22 protein-coding genes are annotated in these 22,123 nt (G+C 72.6%); 15 read left to right on the top strand and 7 right to left on the bottom strand.

Features of this window, described 5'->3' with window-relative positions; all coding sequences use genetic code 11:
• Nucleotides 1-233: 233 nt before the first annotated feature.
• Together DEJ25_RS13170 and idi are read right to left on the bottom strand one after the other, a co-directional pair.
• A complete protein-coding gene (locus DEJ25_RS13170; protein ID WP_110903779.1) occupies nucleotides 234-1,253 on the bottom strand; it encodes a LacI family DNA-binding transcriptional regulator in 1,020 nt (339 codons plus the stop codon).
• A gap of 208 nt (nucleotides 1,254-1,461) precedes the next feature.
• A complete protein-coding gene (gene idi / locus DEJ25_RS13165; RefSeq protein WP_110903778.1) occupies nucleotides 1,462-2,004 on the bottom strand; it encodes an isopentenyl-diphosphate Delta-isomerase in 543 nt (180 codons plus the stop codon).
• A 21-nt stretch (nucleotides 2,005-2,025) separates the two neighbouring features.
• Between idi and DEJ25_RS13160 the strand changes: the two genes are divergently transcribed.
• The 6 genes from DEJ25_RS13160 to DEJ25_RS13135 are packed head-to-tail and all read left to right on the top strand — an operon-like array spanning nucleotide 2,026 to nucleotide 7,369.
• Complete coding sequence (locus DEJ25_RS13160; RefSeq protein ID WP_181427438.1) at nucleotides 2,026-3,084, top strand: polyprenyl synthetase family protein; 1,059 nt, start codon at nucleotides 2,026-2,028, stop codon at nucleotides 3,082-3,084.
• Nucleotides 3,081-4,004, top strand: a complete 924-nt coding sequence (locus tag DEJ25_RS13155; RefSeq protein WP_111044949.1) for a phytoene/squalene synthase family protein — start codon at nucleotides 3,081-3,083, stop codon at nucleotides 4,002-4,004. Before DEJ25_RS13160 ends, DEJ25_RS13155 begins: the two co-directional genes overlap by 4 nt.
• A complete protein-coding gene (gene crtI / locus DEJ25_RS13150) occupies nucleotides 4,001-5,662 on the top strand; it encodes a phytoene desaturase family protein (protein ID WP_111044948.1) in 1,662 nt (553 codons plus the stop codon). The genes DEJ25_RS13155 and crtI overlap by 4 nt, the downstream gene beginning before the upstream one ends.
• Nucleotides 5,662-6,021 (top strand): lycopene cyclase domain-containing protein, encoded by a 360-nt coding sequence (locus DEJ25_RS13145; RefSeq protein ID WP_110903775.1) that lies wholly within the window; start codon nucleotides 5,662-5,664, stop codon nucleotides 6,019-6,021. The genes crtI and DEJ25_RS13145 overlap by 1 nt, the downstream gene beginning before the upstream one ends.
• The gene (locus DEJ25_RS13140; RefSeq protein ID WP_110903774.1) at nucleotides 6,018-6,461 is read left to right on the top strand and encodes a lycopene cyclase domain-containing protein; all 444 of its coding nucleotides are present in this window, start codon (nucleotides 6,018-6,020) and stop codon (nucleotides 6,459-6,461) included. Before DEJ25_RS13145 ends, DEJ25_RS13140 begins: the two co-directional genes overlap by 4 nt.
• Nucleotides 6,458-7,369: a prenyltransferase gene (locus DEJ25_RS13135; protein ID WP_110903773.1), complete on the top strand. Its 912-nt coding sequence runs from the start codon at nucleotides 6,458-6,460 to the stop codon at nucleotides 7,367-7,369. Before DEJ25_RS13140 ends, DEJ25_RS13135 begins: the two co-directional genes overlap by 4 nt.
• A gap of 266 nt (nucleotides 7,370-7,635) precedes the next feature.
• Here DEJ25_RS13135 and DEJ25_RS13130 read toward each other — a convergent pair whose 3' ends face one another.
• Nucleotides 7,636-8,376: an MBL fold metallo-hydrolase gene (locus DEJ25_RS13130; protein WP_111044947.1), complete on the bottom strand. Its 741-nt coding sequence runs from the start codon at nucleotides 8,374-8,376 to the stop codon at nucleotides 7,636-7,638.
• Nucleotides 8,377-8,492: 116 nt separating this feature from the next.
• On the opposite strand from DEJ25_RS13130, the gene DEJ25_RS13125 reads away from it, so the two are divergent.
• The 3 genes from DEJ25_RS13125 to DEJ25_RS13115 all read left to right on the top strand — a co-directional run bounded on the left by DEJ25_RS13125 (nucleotide 8,493) and on the right by DEJ25_RS13115 (nucleotide 10,781).
• Complete coding sequence (locus DEJ25_RS13125; protein ID WP_146236725.1) at nucleotides 8,493-8,954, top strand: hypothetical protein; 462 nt, start codon at nucleotides 8,493-8,495, stop codon at nucleotides 8,952-8,954.
• Between the two features lie 2 nt (nucleotides 8,955-8,956).
• Entirely contained in the window at nucleotides 8,957-10,000 is a 1,044-nt protein-coding gene (locus DEJ25_RS13120) for a YihY/virulence factor BrkB family protein (RefSeq protein WP_110903770.1), read from the top strand.
• Between the two features lie 61 nt (nucleotides 10,001-10,061).
• Entirely contained in the window at nucleotides 10,062-10,781 is a 720-nt protein-coding gene (locus tag DEJ25_RS13115) for an SDR family oxidoreductase (protein WP_110903769.1), read from the top strand.
• Nucleotides 10,782-10,849: 68 nt separating this feature from the next.
• Here DEJ25_RS13115 and DEJ25_RS13110 read toward each other — a convergent pair whose 3' ends face one another.
• Nucleotides 10,850-12,463, bottom strand: coding sequence for an ABC-F family ATP-binding cassette domain-containing protein (locus tag DEJ25_RS13110; protein WP_111044946.1), 1,614 nt, complete (start codon nucleotides 12,461-12,463; stop codon nucleotides 10,850-10,852).
• A 276-nt stretch (nucleotides 12,464-12,739) separates the two neighbouring features.
• On the opposite strand from DEJ25_RS13110, the gene DEJ25_RS13105 reads away from it, so the two are divergent.
• Together DEJ25_RS13105 and DEJ25_RS13100 are read left to right on the top strand one after the other, a co-directional pair.
• The gene (locus DEJ25_RS13105; RefSeq protein WP_110903826.1) at nucleotides 12,740-13,072 is read left to right on the top strand and encodes a DUF3140 domain-containing protein; all 333 of its coding nucleotides are present in this window, start codon (nucleotides 12,740-12,742) and stop codon (nucleotides 13,070-13,072) included.
• A 27-nt stretch (nucleotides 13,073-13,099) separates the two neighbouring features.
• Entirely contained in the window at nucleotides 13,100-13,522 is a 423-nt protein-coding gene (locus DEJ25_RS13100; protein WP_110903825.1) for a DUF3151 domain-containing protein, read from the top strand.
• A gap of 145 nt (nucleotides 13,523-13,667) precedes the next feature.
• Here DEJ25_RS13100 and DEJ25_RS13095 read toward each other — a convergent pair whose 3' ends face one another.
• The gene (locus DEJ25_RS13095) at nucleotides 13,668-16,718 is read right to left on the bottom strand and encodes a glycoside hydrolase family 2 TIM barrel-domain containing protein (RefSeq protein WP_111044945.1); all 3,051 of its coding nucleotides are present in this window, start codon (nucleotides 16,716-16,718) and stop codon (nucleotides 13,668-13,670) included.
• 226 nt (nucleotides 16,719-16,944) lie between these two features.
• On the opposite strand from DEJ25_RS13095, the gene DEJ25_RS13090 reads away from it, so the two are divergent.
• The gene (locus DEJ25_RS13090; protein WP_111044944.1) at nucleotides 16,945-17,379 is read left to right on the top strand and encodes a hypothetical protein; all 435 of its coding nucleotides are present in this window, start codon (nucleotides 16,945-16,947) and stop codon (nucleotides 17,377-17,379) included.
• Complete coding sequence (locus tag DEJ25_RS13085; RefSeq protein WP_111044943.1) at nucleotides 17,360-18,532, top strand: Vms1/Ankzf1 family peptidyl-tRNA hydrolase; 1,173 nt, start codon at nucleotides 17,360-17,362, stop codon at nucleotides 18,530-18,532. The genes DEJ25_RS13090 and DEJ25_RS13085 overlap by 20 nt, the downstream gene beginning before the upstream one ends.
• 115 nt (nucleotides 18,533-18,647) lie before the next feature.
• Here the strand turns inward: DEJ25_RS13085 and DEJ25_RS13080 are convergent, their stop codons facing one another.
• A complete protein-coding gene (locus DEJ25_RS13080; protein WP_111044942.1) occupies nucleotides 18,648-19,817 on the bottom strand; it encodes an MFS transporter in 1,170 nt (389 codons plus the stop codon).
• Nucleotides 19,818-19,924: 107 nt separating this feature from the next.
• Here DEJ25_RS13080 and DEJ25_RS13075 point away from each other — a divergent pair, with 107 nt between their 5' ends.
• Nucleotides 19,925-20,641: a GntR family transcriptional regulator gene (locus tag DEJ25_RS13075; RefSeq protein ID WP_258366502.1), complete on the top strand. Its 717-nt coding sequence runs from the start codon at nucleotides 19,925-19,927 to the stop codon at nucleotides 20,639-20,641.
• Nucleotides 20,642-20,689: 48 nt separating this feature from the next.
• Here DEJ25_RS13075 and DEJ25_RS16760 read toward each other — a convergent pair whose 3' ends face one another.
• The gene (locus DEJ25_RS16760; RefSeq protein ID WP_181421567.1) at nucleotides 20,690-20,848 is read right to left on the bottom strand and encodes a hypothetical protein; all 159 of its coding nucleotides are present in this window, start codon (nucleotides 20,846-20,848) and stop codon (nucleotides 20,690-20,692) included.
• Nucleotides 20,849-20,947: 99 nt separating this feature from the next.
• On the opposite strand from DEJ25_RS16760, the gene DEJ25_RS13070 reads away from it, so the two are divergent.
• Nucleotides 20,948-22,105: a LacI family DNA-binding transcriptional regulator gene (locus DEJ25_RS13070; RefSeq protein WP_111044940.1), complete on the top strand. Its 1,158-nt coding sequence runs from the start codon at nucleotides 20,948-20,950 to the stop codon at nucleotides 22,103-22,105.
• Nucleotides 22,106-22,123: the final 18 nt, after the last annotated feature.

Below are 22,123 nucleotides of genomic sequence, written 5' to 3'. Positions count from 1 at the left end.
GGAACAGCTGCGGCATCCGAAGGGCACGAGGGTGCGTGCGGACTTCGTTGTCGCGTCCGGGTGATCCTCGTGTGACAGCCGATGTGAACGGTCACATCGAGGAACGGAGGCAATGTTACGCACACGCCCGGCCTGGGTGTCAATTCGGATTGGTCGCGTTTCGGTAACGCCACGCCTGACGTCCGCGCAGGACGAACCGTCTGCCCCTCGGGCTGGGGACAACCGACAGTCGATCAGCGACGGCGGGGGGCCGACGTCGACCCGCGGACCACGAGCTGCGGCACGATGTCGATCGGTCGCAGCTGCTCGTCGCCGCTCGGCAGCAGGATGTCCACGCTCCGCCGTCCGAGTTCCTCGAAGTCCACCTGCACGGTCGTCAAGGGCGGCCAGAAGTGCTTCGCTTCCGGGATGTCGTCGTAGCCGACGACCGACAGGTCACCGGGGACGTCGAGCCCGTACGAGCGCGCGGCGTGCATGACGCCCAGTGCCATCGCGTCGTTCGAGCAGAACACTGCCGTGCAGTCCCGCCACCGCAGCAGCTCCCGCCCGGCCTGGTAGCCGAAGTCCACCGTCCAGTCCCCGAGGATCGGTGGCTGCACCGGCATGTCCCGGTCCGACATCTCGCGGAGGAAGCCCTGCATCCGGGCGTCCGCCTCGATCCAGTCCTGGGGCCCCGCGATGTGCCGGACGTACTCGTGGCCCAGGTCGAGCAGGTGGGCCGTCGCCAGGCGTGCGCCCTCCATCTGGTCGACCCAGAGCGCCGTCGGGTCCTCACCGACGCTCGAGCGCATCGTCACGTACGGGGTACGGACGCCGAGCTCCTCGATGAGGTCGAACACCCGCTGCTGGGGGGCGATGACGACGATCCCCTCGACGTCCTGGTCGAGCAGGTGTCCGAGTCCGTCGCGGACCGCCTCGTCGGTCGGCACCGCGATGTTCGCCGTCGTCACCGAGTACCCGCGGAGGACCGCGGCGTCCTCGATCGCCTGCAGGGTGATGGTCGGCCCGTAGTGCGACCGTTGCGCCGTCAGGACGCCGATGGTCCTGGTCTTGCTCGTCACCAGTGCGCGCGCGGCCCGGTTCGGCCGGTACTGCAGTTCCTCCATCGCCGCGAGCACCCGGTCACGGGTCTCGGCCCGGATCGCGTCCGAGTTGTTGAGGACCCGGGAGACGGTCTGGTGCGAGACGCCCGCGACCCGCGCGACGTCACGGATGCTGGGGGACCGCGGCTGCTGTGCCCGCGTGGTCGCCATTGCTGCTCTCTCCCGCCCGGGGCCGCGGCACGCCCATGTGCACGTTCACATCCCGAGCCAGATCATTATGCACGGCTCCCGGGTCCGCGCCACCCGAGCGGGCGACGAGGGTGGACGCGACGGGAGGCCCGAGGCGGCATCGCCGTGGACCTCACCTTGCGTCGTCCGGGCGCGTCGGGTCGCAGACGACCCGTCGGTCAGCGGTGTTTCAGCGCTGCGCGCCGAGGGCGTCGAGCGGGAGCTCCGCCAGCTGCCACCCGAGCCACGGGCTGAAGGCGAAGGGCGCGGCGGTCACGGCCTGGCGGAGGTCCTGCTCCGACAGCCACACCCACTCGGCGACCTCGTCGTCAGCGGGCTGCGGGTCGCCGTCGGCCACGGCGCGGAACACCGGGCAGACCTCGTTCTCCACGATCCCGGACGCGTCCACCGCGCGGTAGCGGAAGTCCGGCAGCACCAGGTCGACACTGTGCAGCGTCATGCCGAGTTCGCGTTCGGCGCGACGGGCGATCGCGTCCTCGAAGGACTCGTCCGGGCCGGGGTGCCCGCAGAACGAGTTCGTCCACACGCCGGGCCACGTCTTCTTCACGAGGGCGCGACGGGTCACGAGGAGGTCGCCGGCGGCGTTCTGCACGTGGCAGCTGAAGGCGAGGTGGAGGGGCGTCTGGTCTGTGTGCACCGTGAACTTGTCCGCCGTGCCGATCGGGGTACGGTCATCGGCCAGCAGGACAACGGTTTCCGGGAAAAGGCTCATCTGCCTCGATAGATTAGGCCAATGACCGAGGAAGCGGCCACCGTGGCGCACATCGACCTCGCGCTGGTGGATGAGTGCCTGGAGCGCTTCTTCACGGTGTCGAGCGCCCGGGCCCAGGTTTTCGGCCGACCGTCCGAAGAACTCTGGCGCGTCCTGCGCAGGGCGAGCATGGGCGGCAAACGGTTCCGGCCACGCATGGTCCTGACCTCGTACACGGCGCTCGGCGGGCAGGACGTGCACGCCGCGTCGCAGGTCGCTGCGGCGTACGAACTGCTGCACACCGCCCTCGTCGTCCACGACGACGTCATCGACCGGGACTGGTCCCGCCGTGGGCGTCCGAACGTCGCCGGGTCCTTCCGCGACGACGCGACGACCGGGGGGCTGCCGCTGCCGACGGCCGAACACCGGGGGACGAGCGCCGCCGTGATCGCCGGGGACCTGGCGCTCGCCGCCGCCCCCCGCTTCATCGAGGCCAGCGGGGTCACCGGCGACCGTCGTTCGCGCCTGCTCGACCTGTTCGACGACGCCGTGTTCGCCAGCGCCGCCGGCGAGATGGCGGACGTGGACCTCGCGCTCGGCGTGATGCCCACCGTGGAAGAGGTCCTGCAGATGGAGCGCGCGAAGACGAGTGTCTACAGCTTCGAGGCACCGCTGCAGTCCGGTGCGGTCCTGGCCGGTGCGCCGGAGCCCGTCGTCGCCTCGCTCGGTGCCTTCGGCCGGGAGATCGGCATCGCCTACCAGATCGTCGACGACCTGCTCGGGGTCTTCGGCAACGAGGGATCGACGGGGAAGACCGCCATCGGGGACCTCCGCGAGGGCAAGCGCACGATGCTCATCGCGTACGCCGCGACCACCGAGTGCTGGGCCGACCTGGCGCCGTACCTCGGCGACCCGGACCTGACCGAGGAACGTGCTGCGGGCCTCCGGGGCCTGCTCGTCGAGTGCGGTGCACGTGACGCGGCCCTCGACCGGATCCGTGACCACACCGCGCTGGCACGTGCGGAGCTCGCCGGCCTGCCCTGCGAGCTCGGCGCCGGACTCGAGGGGCTCGTCACCGAACTCGTGGAGCGCGTCCGGTGAGCTCGAGCACCACCGGTCACCGCCTCCCGCTCTACGACGCCACCGCCGAGGCCGCCTCGAGCGTCGTCATCAGCCGGTACTCCACGTCGTTCGGGCTCGCCAGCCGCCTGCTCACGAAGGACACCCGCGAGCACATCCGCAACGTCTACGCCCTGGTCCGGGTCGCGGACGAGGTCGTCGACGGCCCCGCGACCGAGGCCGGCCTGGACCCCGCGCTCGCCCGGATCGTGCTCGACGAGCTCGAGCAGGACACCGACCGCGCCATGGCGTTCGGCTTCTCGGTGAACCCCGTCGTGCACGCCTTCGCCCGGACCGCCCGCACCGTCGGGTTCGGCAGCGAACTGACGGCGCCGTTCTTCGCGTCGATGCGGATGGACCTCGAGCAGACCGAGCACGACCAGGCCTCCTTCGACGCCTACGTGTACGGCTCCGCCGAGGTCGTCGGCCTGATGTGCCTCCGCGCCTTCGTGTACCGCGCCGGGCGCCCGATCTTCGACGACGCCGTCCTCGTCGACGGCGCGCGTGCCCTCGGTGCCGCCTTCCAGAAGGTGAACTTCCTCCGCGACCTGCACGCCGACTTCGAGGTCCTCGGCCGCTCGTACTTCCCGGGCGTCGACGTGCGCACCTTCGACGAGGCGACGAAGGGCCGGCTCGTCGCCGACGTCCAGTCGGACCTCGACCGGGCCGCCGTCACCGTCCCGCTGCTGCCGCGGGACGCTCGCCCCGCGGTCGCCCTCGCACACGCACTGTTCCAGGAGCTCAACGACCGGATCGCCGCCACCCCGGCGGACCGGCTCGTCACCTCCCGGGTCCGGGTCCCGAACCCCGTGAAGGCACGGCTCGCCGCGCGTGTCCTCAGCCGACGCGGCGCACTGCCCGCGCGCACCGTCACCACCCCACAGACTGGAGGCTCGTCGTGAGCCCGACCCGTGCCTCCCGTCCGACCGACGCCCCGACCACTGCCGCACCGTCCGCCACCCGCATCGTCCCGGTCCGCCGTGCCGTCGTGATCGGTGGCGGCATCAGCGGTCTGGCGGCCGCCGCCCTGCTCGCCCGGGACGGCTTCGCCGTCACCGTCCTCGAGCAGCGCACCCAGCTCGGTGGCCGCGCCGGCACGTGGGAGCAGGACGGCTTCCGGTTCGACACCGGACCCAGCTGGTACCTCATGCCCGAGGTGTTCGACCACTTCTTCCAGCTGCTCGGAACCAGCGCCGACGAGCAGCTGGACCTCGACGTCCTCGACCCCGGTTACCGGGTGTACACCGAGGGCCGCGACGAGCCGATCGACCTGCGGTCCTCGCGCGAGGCCAACATCGCCCTGTTCGAGTCCATCGAGCCCGGTGCTGGCGCGAAGATGGCGAAGTACCTCGACTCCGCCGCCGACACGTACGACATGGCGGTCCGTCGGTTCCTGTACGGCACCTTCCAGGACCTCACGAAGCTCGCCGCCCCCGACGTCCTCAAGCGGATGGGCAAGCTCGCGCGACTGCTGCTCCAGCCGCTGTCGTCGTTCGCGTCGACCGCGGTCGAGGACCACCGCCTGTGGCAGGTCCTCGGCTACCCGGCGGTCTTCCTCGGCACCAGCCCGTACCAGGCGCCGAGCATGTACCACCTGATGAGCCACCTGGACCTGGCCGACGGGGTGCTCTACCCGAAGGGCGGCATCACGCAGGTCATCGCCGCCGTCGAGCGGGTCGCGCTCGCCGAGGGGGCGACGATCACGACCGGTGCGACCGTGACCCGGATCGTCGTCGAGGGCGGGCACGCCACCGGTGTCGCCTGGCGTGACCAGGACGGCACGGAGCACGTCGAGCACGCCGACCTGGTCGTGAGCGCCGCGGACCTCCGGCACACGGAGATGGAACTCCTCGAGCAGGAACACCGCACGCACGACGCCGCGCACTGGGCGAAGCGCGACCCCGGCCCCTCCGCGGTGCTCGTGTACCTCGGCATCGACGGCCCGGTCCCCGGACTGCTGCACCACACGCTGGTGTTCACCGAGGACTGGAAGGAGAACTTCGGCGCCATCTTCGGCAAGGACCGGCACGTGCCGGACCCCGCGTCGATCTACGTCTGCGCGCCGTCGCTCACCGACGACTCGGTCGCACCGGAGGGGCAGAGCAACCTGTTCGTCCTCGTCCCGCTGCCGGCCGACGTCTCGATCGGCAAGGGCGGCCTCGACGGAGCGGGAGACGCCCAGGTCGAGGCGATCGCGGACCGCGCCATCGACGTCATCGCCGAGCGGTCCGGTGTTCCGGACCTGCGTGACCGGATCCGCGTCCGCCGGACCATCGGCCCGCAGGACTTCGCCGACGACCTCAACGCCTGGAACGGGTCGATGCTCGGCCCGGCGCACACCCTGACGCAGAGCGCCTTCTTCCGCGAGAAGAACGCCTCCACGAAGGTCGACGGGCTCTACTACGTCGGCGCCTCGACGATCCCGGGCATCGGACTGCCGATGTGCCTGATCAGTGCCGAGGTCCTGCTCAAGCGGATCCACGGCGACACCTCGACCGAGCCGCTGCCGACCCCGCTGCCGCGGTCCGTCGACGCGCCGCCGGTACGGACGACGGGCTGATGCCCGGGCTGTACCTCGCCGGACTGCTGATCTCGATCGCCGGCATCGCGGTGCTCGACGCCCGGTACCGGCTGTTCTTCTGGCGTGCCCCGGTGCGCGCCGCCGCCGTGATGCTCATCGGGCTGGTGTTCTTCATGGTCTGGGACGTCGTGGGCGTGCACCTCGGCATCTTCTTCATCGGCACGAACGGGCTGCTCACCGGGGTGCTCCTGGCGCCGGACGTGCCGCTCGAGGAGCTGTTCTTCCTGGTGCTGCTCTGCTGGACGACGATGGACCTGTTCGGTGCCCTCCGCCCGGTGTTCGCGCGGCTCAGCGCTCGGCGCTCCACGGACGCGGGCCACGACGGGGGCCGGGCATGACCGGGTCCGGCACGTACGCGCTGCTCGCGGTGCCGTTCCTCGGCGTCGCCGTGCTGGTCGCGGTCCTCGCCGGCATCGTGTCGGCACGTCGCCGACGAGCGGCACGTCCGGAGGCTGCCGCCCGTGGCCGTCGCACCACCGTGCTCACCGGGGTCGTCGCCGGCGTCGCGCTGCTCGTGATGACGTGCGTGTTCAACAACGTGATCGTCGGGCTCGGCATCGTCGCCTACGACCCGGCGCTCGTCCTCGGGGCGCGCATCGGCCTGTTCCCCGTCGAGGACCTGGCGTACTCGATCGGCGCGGTCCTGCTGCTGCCGAGCTCCTGGGTGCTGCTCGACGGGCTGGGAACCGACCGGAGCCGGCGACCGGACGCGGTCTCCGGACCGGTACGGTCAGAGCGCCCGACCCAGCCGTCCCGCGCAGCGGAGGAGACCCCATGACCGTGAGCCGAGCCTCCAGGCCGTCGACGCTCCGTGCCCTGTTCGTGTCCTCGCGACCGATCAGCTGGGTGAACACCGCCTACCCGTTCGCCGCCGCCCACCTGCTCGGCAGCGGGGTCGGCGTCGAGGGGGGTGGCGGGTTCTCGCTGCTGGCGTTCCTCGTCGGCGTCGTGTACTTCCTCGTGCCCTACAACCTGGCGATGTACGGCATCAACGACGTCTTCGACTACGAGTCCGACCTGCGCAACCCGCGCAAGGGCGGCGTCGAGGGGGCGCTGCTCGACCGGAGCGTGCACCGGGCCACGCTCTGGGCCGTGGTCGTCACGAACGTGCCCTTCCTGCTCGTCCTCGTGCTGCTCGGCGGGCCGTGGTCGTGGCTCGTCCTCGCGATCAGCGTCTTCGCGGTCATCGCCTACTCGGCACCGGGGCTGCGCTTCAAGGAGAAGCCGTTCCTGGACTCCCTGACCTCGTCGACGCACTTCGTGTCCCCGGCCGTCTACGGGCTCGCGCTCGCCGGGGGCCAGTGGACCGGGCAGCTCGTCGCCGTGTGCGTGGCGTTCTTCCTGTGGGGCATCGCCTCGCACGCGTTCGGCGCCGTGCAGGACGTGCTCGCCGACCGGGCCGGCGGGATCGGGTCCGTGGCGACCGTGATCGGTGCCCGGGCGACGGTCCGTCTGGCGTTCGTGGCGTACCTCGTCGCGGGTGTGGCGCTGCTGTTCTCGGCGTTCCCGGGGCCGATCGCCGCGGTCGTCGTCGTGCCGTACGCGCTCAACGTGCTGCCGTGGTGGAACGTCACGGACGCCGGGGCCGAGGCGGCGAACGCGGGCTGGAAGCGCTTCCTCTGGATCAACTACCTGGCGGGCTTCATCGTGACGATGGCCCTGATCGGCTTCGCCTTCACGCACTGAGCGGGGCGGGGTGGGCCGGGGCGGCCGCCCTGCCGGTGCGGTCCCGCGGGGCCGGCCCCGCGCCTCCCGGTCCCGCGCTCCCGCGTGCGCGTCGGCGTGCGCGTCCGAGATGTCGCAACTCGCCGCGCGTACTCCCCCGAGGTGCCGGCATCGCGGCACCTCGGGCGTCGAGATGCCGCGATTTCGGAACCTCGGCGACGGACCGGGCGACCTCGGGCGACCTCGGGCGCCGGACCTGGGCGACCTCGGGTGACGGACCGGGCGCGTCAGGCCGCGCCGGCCGCCCGCCGCGCCTGGGCGACTGCGGCCCGCACCCCCCGCGACCACGACGGGCCGTGCCCCGGCAGGACGTGCTGCGCCTCGGTGTCGACGAGCAGGTCGAGGGACGCCACAGCGGTCGCCATGTCCGCCGTCGCCGCGGGCGCCACGACCCGCGGGCCGATCCCGCCGGTGTACGGGTCGAAGGTGACCAGCGCGTCGCCGGCGATCACCGCGTCCCGGTCCGCGAAGTGCAGCGCCACGTGCCCGTCGGTGTGGCCGGGCGTCTCGATGATCCACGGGTTCCCGGGGACGTCCGCACGGGACTCCAGGGTCTCGACCTCGTCGATGCCGTCGACGGTCGCGGCGCCGGCCAGCAGCATCCGGCTGAGCGGTCGGAGGCCGCCGGGGTGCGCGACGACGAACCCGAACCGGTTCTGCTGCGGCCGGTACGAGTACGGGTGCGCTGCGAGGTCACGGTCGCCCGGGTGCACGTACACGGGGGTGCCCCACTCGCGGTGTATCCTCGCCGCCGTCCCGACGTGGTCGAAGTGCCCGTGCGTGAGCAGCAGCGCCTCGACCCGGTCGGGGGAGTAGCCGAGGTCGTGGACGGCGAGCAGCAGGTGCGGCCAGACGGCGGGCAGCCCGGCGTCGACGACGAGCAGTCGGTCCCCGGTCTCGACCAGGTAGGTGTTGGTGTGTGCGAGCTCGAGGCGGTGGATGCCCTCGGCGACGTCCCGGAACAGCATGCGGCGGACGCTAGGCCGACACCCCTGGGTGTGCGTCCGGCTCCGGATCGCCCACTGCACGTCCGCGGACCGCACGCCAGCGCGTGCACTCACCGCGGAGCGTGTACTCAGGGAACATGCCCAACGACTCCATGCCCGAGCTCGAGCTCCGGAACGTACGGACCCGGGAGCGCATCGTCGACACGGTGACGCGGATCCGGCAGAAGTCCGACGTCCCCGCGCGCACCCGCCTCGCCCTCGCGAAGACCCGGCAGCGCTGGCACCGTGACCCGACGCCGCTCGTCGCCGTCGCCCTGACCGCCGCAGCCGGTGTCGCCACGATCATCGTCGGTGCCCGCATCCGGAACGAGCCCGCCGGGCGACTCTCCGCTCTCCGGGAGCCCGCCCCCGTCCCGGTGTTCAAGCCGGTCAAGGTCCGCAAGGACGGACAGTCGAAGGGCGTCCCGGTGTTCACGCGGAAGGACCCGACGGGCAACCCCGTGTACCAGGAACGCCAGGCCGCCGAGAAGCGTCGGAAGAAGGACGCCAAGCGGAACAAGAAGGTCCTCAAGCGGATCACGAAGGCAGCGAAGGGCTGATCATGGCGAAGGAAGCACAGAAGCCGGCGGCGGACGACCCCCGGAAGCCGGACTCCCCGACCGACCTGAAGAAGCCCACGGTCGTCTACACACTGAAGAAGACCCTGCGGGAGTTCACCAGCGACCAGTGCACCGACCTGGCCGCGAGCCTGACGTACTACTCCGTGCTGGCGCTCTTCCCCGGGCTGTTGGCGGTCGTGTCGATCCTCGGCCTCATCGGTCAGGCCGACACCACGATCAAGACGCTGCTCGACATCATCGGCAACATCGGGTCGCAGGACGTCGTGAAGCTGATCAGGGGACCGGTCGAGAACCTGGTCCGTTCGCCCGCAGCGCCGGTGACGTTCATCGTCGGTATCCTCGGTGCGCTCTGGTCGGCCTCCGGCTACGTCGGCGCGTTCGGCCGCGCGATGAACCGCATCTACAACGTCCGCGAGGGACGTCCGATCTGGAAGCTCCGCCCGACGATGCTCGGCGTCACGGTGACGACGGTCGTCCTCCTCGTGATCGGCCTCCTCGCCCTCGTGTCCGGGCCGCTCGCCCGCAGCTTCGGCGACGTCATCGGCCTCGGCGACGCTGCCGCCCTGGTGTTGTCGATCGTGCAGTGGCCGATCCTGCTCGTCATCGCGGTCGTCATCATCGCGGTGCTCTACTACTGGTCGCCGAACGTCAAGCAGCCGAAGTTCACCTGGGTCAGCGGGGGGTCGATCATCGCGCTGCTCATCTGGATCATCGCGAGCGTCGGGTTCGGCTTCTACGTCGGGAACTTCTCGAACTACAACGCCACGTACGGCTCACTGGGTGGAGTCATCGTCTTCCTGCTCTGGATCTGGATCACGAACAACGCGCTGCTCTTCGGCGCCGAGTTCGACGCCGAGATCGAGCGCGGCCGCGAGCTCCAGGCGGGCATCAAGGCGGAGGAGGACATCCAGCTCCCCGAGCGCGACACCCGCCAGACCGAGAAGCAGGACGAGAAGCGCGCCGAGGACGTCCTGCAGGGCATCCGCATCCGGCAGAGCGCCGGCGAGACCAAGGACGACGACTGAGCAGTCTCCGGACACGCCACCCGGACGGGAGGCCCGGTACCGGTTCCGTAGGCTGGCCTGCGTGACCGACACCGAGCCTCCCGTCCCCGTCTCCAGCCCCGCCAACGACCGTCCGGTCGCTCTCGTCACCGGAGCGACCCGCGGCATCGGCCGCGCGGTCGCGGCCGACCTGGGCCGGACGCACCACGTGCTCGTCGGCGGACGCGACGCCGACGCAGTCGCCGCCGTCGTCGCGGAGCTGCCGAGTGCGGAGCCCTTCGTCGGTGACCTGGGCGCCGGGGACCTGCCGGCCGTGCCGAGCTGGATCGACGTCCTCGTGCACTCGGCCGGCGTCGAACAGGGCACCCGCATCGCGGACACCCCGCGGGACACGTGGGAGGCCGTCTTCGCCACCAACGTCTTCGCGGTCGCCGAGCTCACCCGGGTGGCGCTGCCGGGCCTCCGGGCGGCGCGGGGCATCGTCGTGTCGATCAACAGCGGCTCCGGGTTCACCGCCGGTGCCGGGGGCGGCGTGTACGCGGCCTCGAAGTTCGCGCTCCGGGCCTTCACCGACGCGCTGCGTGAAGAGGAGCGGGCGAACGGCGTGCGGGTGTCGAGCGTGCACCCGGGCCGTACCGACTCGGACATGCAGCGAGCCCTCACCGAGAAGCTCGGCGAGGACTACGACACCGACTACTACCTCGCGCCGTCCGACGTCGCGGACGCGGTCCGCACCGTCGTCGACCTGCCGGAGCGCGGCACGGTCGAGGTGCTCTCGATCCGGCCGTCCCGGCGGCGCTGACGGCGGACCGGTCCCGACGCCCGAGCCCGACGCCGTACGCCGACGCCCGGCGCTGGCCGCCGGTGTCCTCAGCGCAGGTGCACCCGTCCGTCCAGGTCCAGCCGGTCGAGGAACGTGTCGTCGTGGCTCACGACCACCAGCGCACCCCGGTACGCCCGGAGCGCCGTCACCAGCTGGTCGACGCTCGCCATGTCGAGGTCGTTCGTCGGCTCGTCGAGCACCAGCAGCTGCGGCGGCGGGTCGGCGAGCACGAGGCCGGCCAGCGCCACCCGGAACCGCTCCCCGCCGGACAGCGATCCGGCGGGCCGGTCGACCGTGTCGCCCCGGACGAGCAGCCGCGCGAGGCGGTTCCGCAGTTCGGCTGGTGCGATGTCCGGGGCGACCCGACGGACGTTCTCGAGGACGGTCGCATCGTCGTCGAGGCTGTCCTTCCGCTGCGGCAGGTAGCCGATCCGGTCGGTGTGCGGCACGGCCGTCGTCTCCGGCAGACGGTGCCGCCGCGCTCCGGGCAGTCCGACGAGGTGTTCGAGCAGGGTCGTCTTGCCCACGCCGTTGTCGCCGACGACGGCGATGCGCTCCGGCCCCTGCACGACGATCGTCCGGCCGCGCACCGTGACGGTCGCGATCCGGCGGGACGCGGCCACCCCGGGGTCGGGCAGCTCGACGTGCAGGTGCTCGTCGTCACGGACCCGCCGGCCGGCCTCCCGCACGATCGCCAGCGCTGCCGCTTCGGCCGACGTGTGCCCGGAGCGCAGCCGACCTGCCGTCGCCTCGGCGCGCTTCCGCCGCTCGTTCGCCACGATCTTCGGCATCGACGACGCCGAGGCCGCGCCTGCCTTCGCCCGTCGCGCGATCGTCGTCTCGGCCTCGATGCGCTGACGCTTCTCGGCACGGTGCCGCTGTTCGGCGACCCGGACTTCGCGCTCGACCGCGGCCTGCTGCACGGCGAGGTGCTCCTCGAACGCCGAGTACGTCCCGCCGAACACGGTCAGGGCACCGTCGCGGAGCTCGACGACCTCGTCGACGTGCTCGAGCAGTTCCCGGTCGTGGCTCACCACGACGAGGGTCCCGCGCCACCGGTCCACCATGTCGAGGAGCGTGGCACGTGCTCGGCGGTCGAGGTTGTTCGTCGGCTCGTCGAGGAACGCGATCGGCCGACCGCGGAGCCGGATGCCCGCCACCGCCACGAGCACGGCCTGGCCGCCGGACAGTGTGTCGACTGGCCGGTCCAGGTCCGCCGGGCCGAGGTCGAGTGCGGCGAGGGCGACCCCGGCGCGCTCCTCGACGTCCCAGGCGTCACCGACCACGTCGAAGAGCTCCGGGGTGGCGTCCCCGGCGAGGACGGCCCGGAGCGCCCTGACCTGCGGGCCGACCCCGAGCACGTCGGCGACCGTGCGCGGGGAGGCGGGACGGGCCTCCAAGCCACCATCAGCAGTGCGCGACCCGATGTCAGCGAGTCGTTGCGGCAGGTGGTCCACCGGGCCGGTCGTCGTGACGGTGCCCGACGTGGGGGTGAGCTGACCCGTGACCAGCCGGACGAGGGTCGACTTGCCGGCACCGTTCCTCCCGACCAGGGCGGTGCGACCGCGGCCGAAGGCGGCGGTGAGGTGGTCGAGCGCGACGGAGCCGTCGGGCCAGGTGAACGAGACGTCGTGCAGGACGACGGACGGGCTGATGGGCATGGCGATGCCTCCGGTGGTCGTGCGGGCGCACGACACCGTCAGCCGCGGAGGCGGCAGACCCGCGGAGAGGCGAGCGAGGTCACGGTGTCAGCGCAGGGACAGCGGCTGCTGCGGCGCAGTGCCGGTGGTCTCGCGCAATGCCGGATCCGTTCCCGTCGGGAGGCCCCGTGGCCGCCACCCGTGCCGTCGGTCGGTCGTCCCGCACCGGGGCCCCGCGTGACGACGGGGTACGACTCACCGTACGACCGCGCAGTCGCGCCGCGCAAGATGTCCGACATGGCTGACGACGAGAAGCAGACCCGGGACGACTTCGCCGACGCGGTGAACATGACCGCCTCGCAGCTGCAGGACTGGCTGGACTCCGACGAGTCGAAGGAGGTCGGCCAGAAGAAGGACGGTGCCTCCGAGTCGACCGGGCACGAGTCCGGGCGGCACATCGTGCGGATCCTCCGCAAGAAGCAGGGCGAGTACACCGACGACGACTACGCGCACATGCGGAAGGTCGTCGGGTACGTGGCGCGGCACATGGAGCAGCGGCCCTCCGGCGACGTCGAGGACACCCGGTGGCGGTACTCGCTCATGAACTGGGGACACGACCCGCTGAAGTGACCGGGCGGCTCAAGTAGCGTGGCGGGCATGCCGGACAACCTGCTCCCGAACCCCTCGACCAACCCCGAGACGCTGCTGGCCGCCGAGCCCGAGGTGGACGCGGCCCTGGCGGCGGGCGCTCCCGTCGCCTCGGTGGTGGTGTCCTCCCCGGCGTCGAGCCTGGCGTGGGCGATGCTCGCCGACGAGGCATGGGCACGCGGCGCGACCGTCGAGTCCTACGCGTACGCCCGGGTCGGGTACCACCGCGGCCTCGACGCCCTGCGGAAGGCCGGGTGGCGGGGAGCCGGGCCGGTGCCGTGGTCGCACGAGCCGAACCGTGGCGTGCTCCGGAGCCTGTTCGCGCTGCGCCGAGCGGCCGAGGCGATCGAAGAGCCGGGCGAGGCTGAGCGGCTGACGCAGTTCCTCGACGGCGCCGACCCGACGGCCGCCGGGGCGATCGCGCGCGGCTGACGCCGCACCGCGCCGCGCTGGCGCTGCGGCTGGGCGCAACAGGAACCCGTCCGAACCGGGGGATCCCCTGGTTCGGACGGGTTCCTGTTGTGCGGCGCCAGCCGGCACCGGGTGCCGTTGGCGCCAACGGCCCCGGCGCCCCCCGCTACGCCAGCAGGACGCTCCAGCTTCGCGCGCTCGGCCAGAGCTGGTGCTCCGGCAGCACGTCCAGCCCGCACGCCCGACTCCCCAGCCCGTGCTGCGCGTCGTCGAGGTACAGGTACAGCGCGTCCGGCACCGGCAACTCGTGCGGGTGCCCGGCACGCCCGACCTGCTGCGCGGTCCACGGCGTCAGGGTGAACCCGGCGCGGTGCCCCGATGCGGGATCCGGCAGGGTCGTCACGGTGATCGGCCCCACGCTCAGCGTCCGGAGTTCCGGCCGGTGCCCGCTCTCCTGCGGCATCGAGTAGCGCGTGGTCATCGCCGACACCGGGGCCTGGAACCGCCCGACCCGTGCCGCGTGCGAGGAGTCCGCGTACGACTCGTCCGGCCCGGTCCCGAACCACGAGGCCGTCTCGGACAGCAGCGCGGCGGGCAGGTCGATGCGCACGCCGATCCGCGGCCAGGTGACGTCCCAGCCGCCGAACGGCACGGCGTCCGTCCGGAGCAGCAGTCCGGCGTCGGTCAGGGTCCACCGGTGCGTGACCTCGACGCCGGCCCCGCTGTTCGCGGCCGCGACCCGGACCCGCTGCACCAGGCCGTCGTCGGTCCGCGTCACGGACACCAGCCGGTGGGTCAGACGGTCGAGACCTCGGGCCTCCCACCGAGACGCCGACGAGGGTGCCGTCGGGTCACCGACGCCGAGGGTCAGCACCGGATCCGCAGTCTCGTACCCGCCCTGCGAGGCACCACGGTCGTTGTCCGTCGGCGCGCGCCACAGCTCGAGCCGCGGACCGGACACGTCGTGGCCCGTGAACGTCGCGAGGTCACCGCGTGCCGTGAAGGTCGCCTCCCCGAGACGGTCCCCGTCCCAGCCCGGACTGGAGGCCCGTGGCACCGCCGCCGGTCGGCTCGCCACGAGCGTCTGGGTGCGTGCGACCACGTGCCCGGTGTCCGCCCAGGCGGTGGGCCCGGCGAGCTCCGCCACGACGTCGAGCCACAGCTCGTCGCCCGGCGCGAGGGAGTCCGCATCGGCCCGGGCTGCCGCCAGCACCTCGTCGGGCACCGGCACCGTGGCGGACCGCCGCGCCGCGACGATCCCGGGGACGAGCCGCCCGGACGCCTCGACGACGCCGTTCCGCGACAGGGTCCAGCAGAACCGCAGCCCCGCGGTGGAGGCCGCGTGGTACCGGTTCTCGACCAGCACCGTCGTGTCCGAGACGGACAGGCGGACCGGCGCGACGACCGCCGCGAACTCCGCCAGCCCCGGGGTGGGGGTGTCGTCCGGCAGCACCAGGCCGTCCATCACGAAGTTCCCGTCGTGGACGACCTCGTGGAAGTCGCCTCCGTAGGCGTGGTAGGGCGTGCCGTCCTCCGTGTGTGCCAGCAGTCCGTGGTCCCGCCACTCCCACACGAAGCCGCCGTGCAGGCGTGGGTAGCGGTCGACCAGAGCCTCGTACTCGGCGATCTGCCCGGGGCCGTTGCCCATCGCGTGCACGTACTCGCAGTGGATGAACGGCTTCGACCGCTGTCGTGCGGCCTCGGCGGGACCGCAGCCGAGCAGGGGAGTGGCCGGACCGCCGCCGATCGACTCGGTCTCCTGCAGCGTCGGGTACATCCGCGAGTAGACGTCGGTGTACTCGCCCGAGTAGTCGCCCTCGTAGTGCACCGGTCGCTCGGGATCACGGGCGTGCACCCACTGCGCCATCGCGGCGAGGTTCCGGCCGGTGCCGGACTCGTTGCCGAGCGACCACATCACGATCGAGGCGTGGTTCTTGTCGCGCTCGACGGTCCGGGCGATGCGGTCGAGGTAGGCGTCCTCCCACGCCGGGTCGTCGGACGGGTTGCCGAGCCAGCCCTGGGACTCGAAGCCGTGCGTCTCGAGGTCGCACTCCAGGACCACCCAGAAGCCGAGTTCGTCCGCCAGGTCGAGCACGCGGGGGTGCGGCGGGTAGTGCGAGGTGCGGATGGCGTTGACGTTGCTCCGCTTCATCAGCGCCATGTCGGCGCGGGCGTGGGCCTCGTCGAACACCCGGCCGCGGACGGGGTGCGTCTCGTGCCGGTTCACGCCGTGGAACACGACGCGCTCGCCGTTGACCAGGAAACGGTCGCCCACGATCTGCACGCTCCGGAAGCCCAGGCGCAGCGACACGGTCTCCCCATCGAGGGAGCCGCCGACAGCGCCGCCGCCCCCCGACGTCAGCGTCGCGTCGTACAGCCGCGGGAGTTCGGCGCTCCACGGTTCGACGCCTTCGACGGTGATCGGGGCGACGTCGTCGGCGCTGGTCCAGGTCACGTCCACGCCGAGTTCGGGTACGGCGAAGTGCACCGGGAACACCGCGTCGATGGTCGGCACCGAGATCGTGCCGGTCCCGGTCGACGGACGACCCGACGCTGCGGTCCCGGCGGAGGCCGCGTCCCCGGGCGCCGGGGTCCAGCCGGCGCGCACGAACACGTCGTCGATCGGGGCGGTGGGCCGTGCCAGCAGGGTGACGTCGCGGAAGATGCCGGGCAGCCACCACTGGTCCTGGTCCTCGAGGTACGAGGCCGCCGACCACTGGTGCACCCGGACCCGGATCTCGTTCGCCCCCGGGCGGAGCAGTGACGTCACGTCGAACTCGGTGGCGAGCCGGGACCCGGTCGACCACCCGACGACGGTGCCGTTCAACCACACCCGGTAGTGCGACTCCACTCCGTCGAAGCGGAGCAGCACGCGCGCTGCGCGGTCGAAGGAGTCCGGCAGGGTGAACGTCCGGCGGTGGTCACCGGTCGGGTTCTCGTCCGGTGGGTGCGGCGGGTCGACCGGGAACGGGTACTGCACGTTCGTGTAGCTCGGCGCACCGTGACCGTGCAGCACCCAGTGCGACGGCACCGGGAGCGACCCCCACCCGTCGGGGTCCTCGAACCCCGGGGCATCGGCCACCGGTGACCACCGGAAGTCCCAGTCGCCGTTCAACGACAGGGACGGCGCGTCGGTGTGCAACGAGGCACGCGGTGCCCGTCGCGACGTCGAGCCGGGGGTGGTCGAGTGCAGGTCGTCGAGTGCGGCAGAGGTCAACCTCGACCAGTCCTTCCGTGAGGCCCCGCACCGGTGCACGGGGGAGTGGCGCGGCCGGGCCTGCGGGGGCACGCCGTCGTGCAGTCCAGTGTGGTCGGTTCCTGCTCCGCTGCTGTCAGCATCGTCCGCCGCGGCGTGGATCGGTCGCCCGTCCACCAGGGCGCGGCACCTGCGAACGGGGTCAGGGAAGCTCGCGGACCGTGGGATGCCCACGAGAGGAGCAACGATGATCGAACGCGGGAACACCACCCACAACCCGGAGCTCGACGACCAGCTCGCGCACGAGGCGCAGAGCATCGTCCAGGGGCACGGCAGCAACGCCCACGTCGAGGAGTTCCGGCAGTCCGAACCGATGCCCGACGACACCGACGACGCCGAGACCCTGCGGGCGTCCGGCTACGACGGCGACCTCGAGGGCACCCTCGTCGACGACACCACCGATGTCGATGCCCCCGATGACCCGGCCGGCGTCGCCGCCGAGGAACCGGACGGCAGCGGGGACGGCGCCGACGCGGCGGTCTACTCGACCTCGACGGCCGGTGCCGAAGACGACGCGGCGGACGTCACCGCCACGAACGCGGCCATGCCCGACGCGACCCCGACCACCCCCGACCTGAGCACCGCGACGACTGGAGGCGACGATGCCGATCACGCAGAATGAGACCACCGAGGACGGTCGGGCACTCGGCTCCCGCCTGGCTGGCGGCGGGACGTGGACCTGGGCCTACGTGGACGCCTCCGGGGACCGCGAGGACCCGCAACACCTCGCCGCCCTGCAGCGCCGGAAGGCCGAGGACGCGCTCCGGGCCGCCGGAGCCGACGCCGCCGTCATCGACACCGTGATGGCGGAACTCGAGGAGACGCCGGGCGTCCCCGCACCCGTGAACCGGTACGTGCTCGTCCACGACGGCGAGCTCGTGCTCAGCGAGGTGCTCCCCGGGCACATGCACGGACCGGAGTCGGTCGGGCACGGAGCCGTCCCCGACCTCGTGCCGCTCCTGGCACACCGGCCGCTCGACGTCCCGTTCCTGGTCGTCGAGGTCGGACGCGGTGGCGGCGGGTACCGGGCGTACCGTCTCGGTCACGCCGATCACCCGGACCAGCGCGACGAGCAGGAGGTGCAGGGTCGGACCGACACGCTCCACAAGTTCCAGGGCGGTGGCTGGGCGCACCTGCGCTGGCAGCACCACACCGAGGAGCTGTGGCGGCAGAACGAGTCCGAGGTCGCCGCCGCCGTGCAGGACGCCGTCGACCGGCTGTCGCCCCGGCTCGTGATCGTCGCCGGGGACATCCGTGCCCGCCAGCTGCTCATCACCGAACTGTCGAAGACGAAGGCCACCGCGCCGCTCCTGTCCGAGGTGCCGATCGACCCCCGCGCCTCTGACGCGTCGGAGGACGGCGTCCGCGAGCACGTCGACATCGCCCTCGCCCGGGTCGTCGCCCAGCGCCGACACGACGTCGAGGACCTGCTCCGCACCCACGACGGTCGCGGGGACGGCGAGGTCGCGGCCGGACTCGGCCCGGTGGTCGAGGCCCTGCAGCAGGCGCAGCCCTCGATCGTGGTCCTCGACCCCGCGGGCTTCGAGGACCGCACCGTCCTGGCCCTCGACGCAGCGCCGTGGATCGCGACCGCGCCGGAGCAGGCACTCGGCGCGACCGTGCTCGGGCCCGTCCCGGCACCCGTCGGGATCGTCCGCGCGGCGCTCCTGACCGACGCCGAGGTCGTGTACGCCAACACCGCGGCACTGCCGGGTGGTGCACCGGCCGCCGCACTGCTCCGCTGGCGGACCGGGCCGGCCATCCCGGGGGCTTGACCCCCACCCGGCGCGGCAGAGGGTGAGCCGATGACGGACGGGAGGCTCGTGGCGGCGCCGCCACGGGCCTCCCGTCCGTCGCCCCGGAGCGACGCGGGTCAGTCGGTGTCGCGGGTCAGTCGTGCGACCGGTCCGCCCGCGGCACGAGCGGCAGCGCCAGTACCGGCAGCGCCGCCACCAGCAGGAACGACCCGGCGAAGCCGACCAGGCCGACCAACGCGCCGATGCCCGGGCCGACGGCGCTCGCCGCGATGAACTGCCCGGTGTTCTGCGCGCCCAACGCCCGACCGGACCACGAGGGGCCGGCGGCTTCGGCGACCGACGTGTAGGCCAGCCCGTTGTCGGCGACCGTGACGCTCGTCGCCACGACCAGCACCACGGCGGCCGCGGGCAGGTGCGCGACGTCGACCAGGGCCAGGACCGCCATCACCGCGGCGGCCGACACGGCGACCACCCGCAGCGGCCCGACCCGGGAGCCGACCCGGTCACTCCAGAACCCGACCAGGATCCGGCCGATCGCGCCGACGAACTGCGCCACCCCGACCAGCAGTCCGGCGGTGGCGGTCGACCAGCCGAGGGTGACGAGCCAGACCAACCCGTAGGTCGACAGGGTGAACTGGGGGACCACGAGCAGGATCGAGACCGCGTGGATCCGCCAGAGGAAGCCGGTGGCGCGGTAGGGGTTCGCGGTGCTGGCGGCCGCACCGGCATCGCCAGCCGCCGTCGTCGTCGCCGGACGGGACGGGCGCGGCGGATCCACGATCCCGACCGCGCAGACCACCGCGAGCACCGCGCACAGGACGACCGGCAGGACCAACGCGCTGCGGATGCCCGACGCCTCGGCGAGCCGGGGCACCGTCACGGCCGCCAGGGTCACCCCGAGCGGCTGCGACATCTGCCGGATCCCCATCGCGAGGCCCCGCCGCTCCTTCGGGAACCAGCCGACGACGACCCGGCCGCTCGCCGCGTTCGTCGAGGCGCTCGTCATCCCGGCAGCCAGGAACGCGACCCCGAGGAACACCGTGTCGTCGCCCGCCAGCCACGCTCCGGCGACCGCGAGCGTGGTGAGCACCAGTCCGCCCGCGATCACGATCCGCTCACCGATCCGGTCGGTCACGGCGCCCCAGGCGATCAGTGTCAGCACCATCCCCGCCGTCGGTGCCGCGGCGAGCAGCCCGGCCTGGGCGAGCGGCATGCCCTGCGCGTGCAGGTGCGGGATGAGCAGTGCCGGTGCGGTGACGACGAGCGTCCCGGCGGCCTGCGCGGCGACGCCGAGCGCGAGCATCGTCCACGCTCGGGCAGGTGTCCGGACCACGCGCTCCCCGTCTCGACTCAGCTGGTGTACCGGAACGGTATACCAACACGGGTCGGACGGCACTACGCTGGATGCCCGTGACCGAACCGACCGACGCAGCACCCGTGTCGCAGACGGCCCAGCTCTACGACAACCTCCGTGCCGCGATCCTGACGCTCGACATCGCGCCGGGGGAACGCATCTCGGAGCGCGGGCTCGAAGCGCGCTTCCACGCCTCGCGCACCCCCGTCCGTGCCGCGCTGTCCCGCCTCGAACGCGAGGGGCTCATCCTGCACGAGGGGCGTTCGTGGACGGTCACCCCGATCGACCTCGACGAGATCGCCTCGCTCGCCGAACTCCGCGGTGTGCTCGAACCCGCCGCCGCCCGTCTCGCCGTTGCCCGCGCGCAGCCGGAGGCACTCGCCGCGGTCCGCGCGCACCTCCACGCCCTCCGGCCGACCCCGGACCAGCAGGCCGGCATCACGATGGGCTCGACGTTCCACCTGGACCTGGCCGCGCTCGGCGGGAACCGCTTCGTCACCGATGCCGTGGCCGACGCCCTGACCCGGCTCGAGCGCACCCGGTGGATCGAGGTCCGCACGCCCGAGGCCCGCGACGCCGCGTGGCAGGAGCACAGCGACATCCTCGACGCCGTCCAGCAGGGCGACGCCGACCGCGCCGCGGAACTGGTCGCCGCCCACGTCGCGGGGACCAACGACCGGCTGCTGGGCTTCATCGCCCAGGAGCGGCGTCGGCTCCGCGGCGCGGGCATGGCGATCGTCGGGGCACCGGAGCGGCTGGCGCCCGGGGCCTGACCGACGCGGGCTGGACCCCGGTCGCTCCTCGACCGGTGGACGTGGCCGCTACTCGACCAGCGGACGTTCCTCAGTTCCGTCGAGCTGGGCGGTCACCCAGGACAGGTGCGGGTCGGCGTCGTGGTCGAGGAGGGCCTCCCGCACCTCGGCCTCGTCGGTGGAGAGCCGGTACGCATCCCTGCGCCCGGACGGAGTCGACTGTGACATCTGATCGTCCTTTCCCCTGTTGGTCGGGCCAGTGTCGTCCTGCGTGCTGTCGTCCGCAAGGCCCCGGGCTGGACCTGTGGAGAACCGACGCTGCCTAGGATGGTCGGCGTCGCCGGGCGGGCCGCCCGCGGCTCCGACCGCGACGGGAGGCACGGCGTGACCACGCAGGGCACCGCACCTCCCACGGTCTACGACGTCGCCTCGGCCGCAGGGGTCTCGATCGCGACGGTCTCCCGCGTCCTCCGCACGCCCGACGCCGTCCGCGAGGCCACGCGTGACCGGGTGCAGGCGGCGATCCGCTCCCTCGGCTACGTCCCCTCGGGGAACGCCCGCGCACTGGCCGGTCGCCGGACCGGCGTGGTGGGCCTGCTGCTGCCGGGGTTCGACGTCGTGCCGGACGAACGGCCGGACGTCGTCACGGACGGAGGTGTCCGCATCGTCGACGACCGGCGGCACGTCACCCAGCCGACGTCCTCGAACCTGTACTTCGACGAGGTCTTGCGGGGCGCCGAGACCGAGGCATGGCAGCGCGGCCTGGCGCTGATGGTCGCGGCCGGCCGTGGTCCGTCGCGGGACGTCATCGTGAACGACGTCGCCGGCCGGGTCGACGGGCTGGCGGTCCTGGCGCAGACCGTGCCGGACGAGCTCCTCGAACACGTCGCCCGCCGCATCCCGGTGGTGGTGCTCGCCGACGACCGGCGCTCGCGCGGCTTCGACTCGATCAGCGTCGACAACGCCGCGGGCATGCGGACCCTCGCCGCCCACGTCATCGGTCGGCTCGGCATCCGGTCGATCGCCTACGTGGCGGGACCGGTGGACTCCCCGGACGACCAGGAGCGAACCGCCGGGTTCAGGCGGGCGCTCGAGGACCACGGGCTCGCGCCGACGGCGGTCCGGACCGTGCACGGCGACTTCGGTCGGGTCCGGGCCCGTGAGCTGGCCCGGACGCTGCTGGACGAGCGGGTGCCGCGGGCGATCGTCTGCTCGAACGACCAGTCGGCGCTCGGGGTGCTCGACGCGGTCCTGGCGCGCGGGCTGCGGGTGCCGGACGACGTCGTGGTGACGGGCTTCGACGGCATCGACGCGGGGCGGTACTCGACCCCGCGCCTGACCACCGTGCACCAGCCGATGGGGGACCTGGGGCGTGCGGCGGTCCGGGCGATCGTCGACCGACTGGACCGCCGTGAGGGACCACCGCGTGCCGTCCGACTACCCGTCGAGGTGCTGCTCCGCGAGAGTTGCCCGCCGGAGCTCTAGTGTGCTGCGCGACGTGCG

The sequence above is a fragment of the Curtobacterium sp. MCPF17_011 genome (genome assembly GCF_003234145.1).
GTDB lineage: Bacteria > Actinomycetota > Actinomycetes > Actinomycetales > Microbacteriaceae > Curtobacterium.
This window is presented reverse-complemented; position numbering and strand designations above follow the sequence as displayed.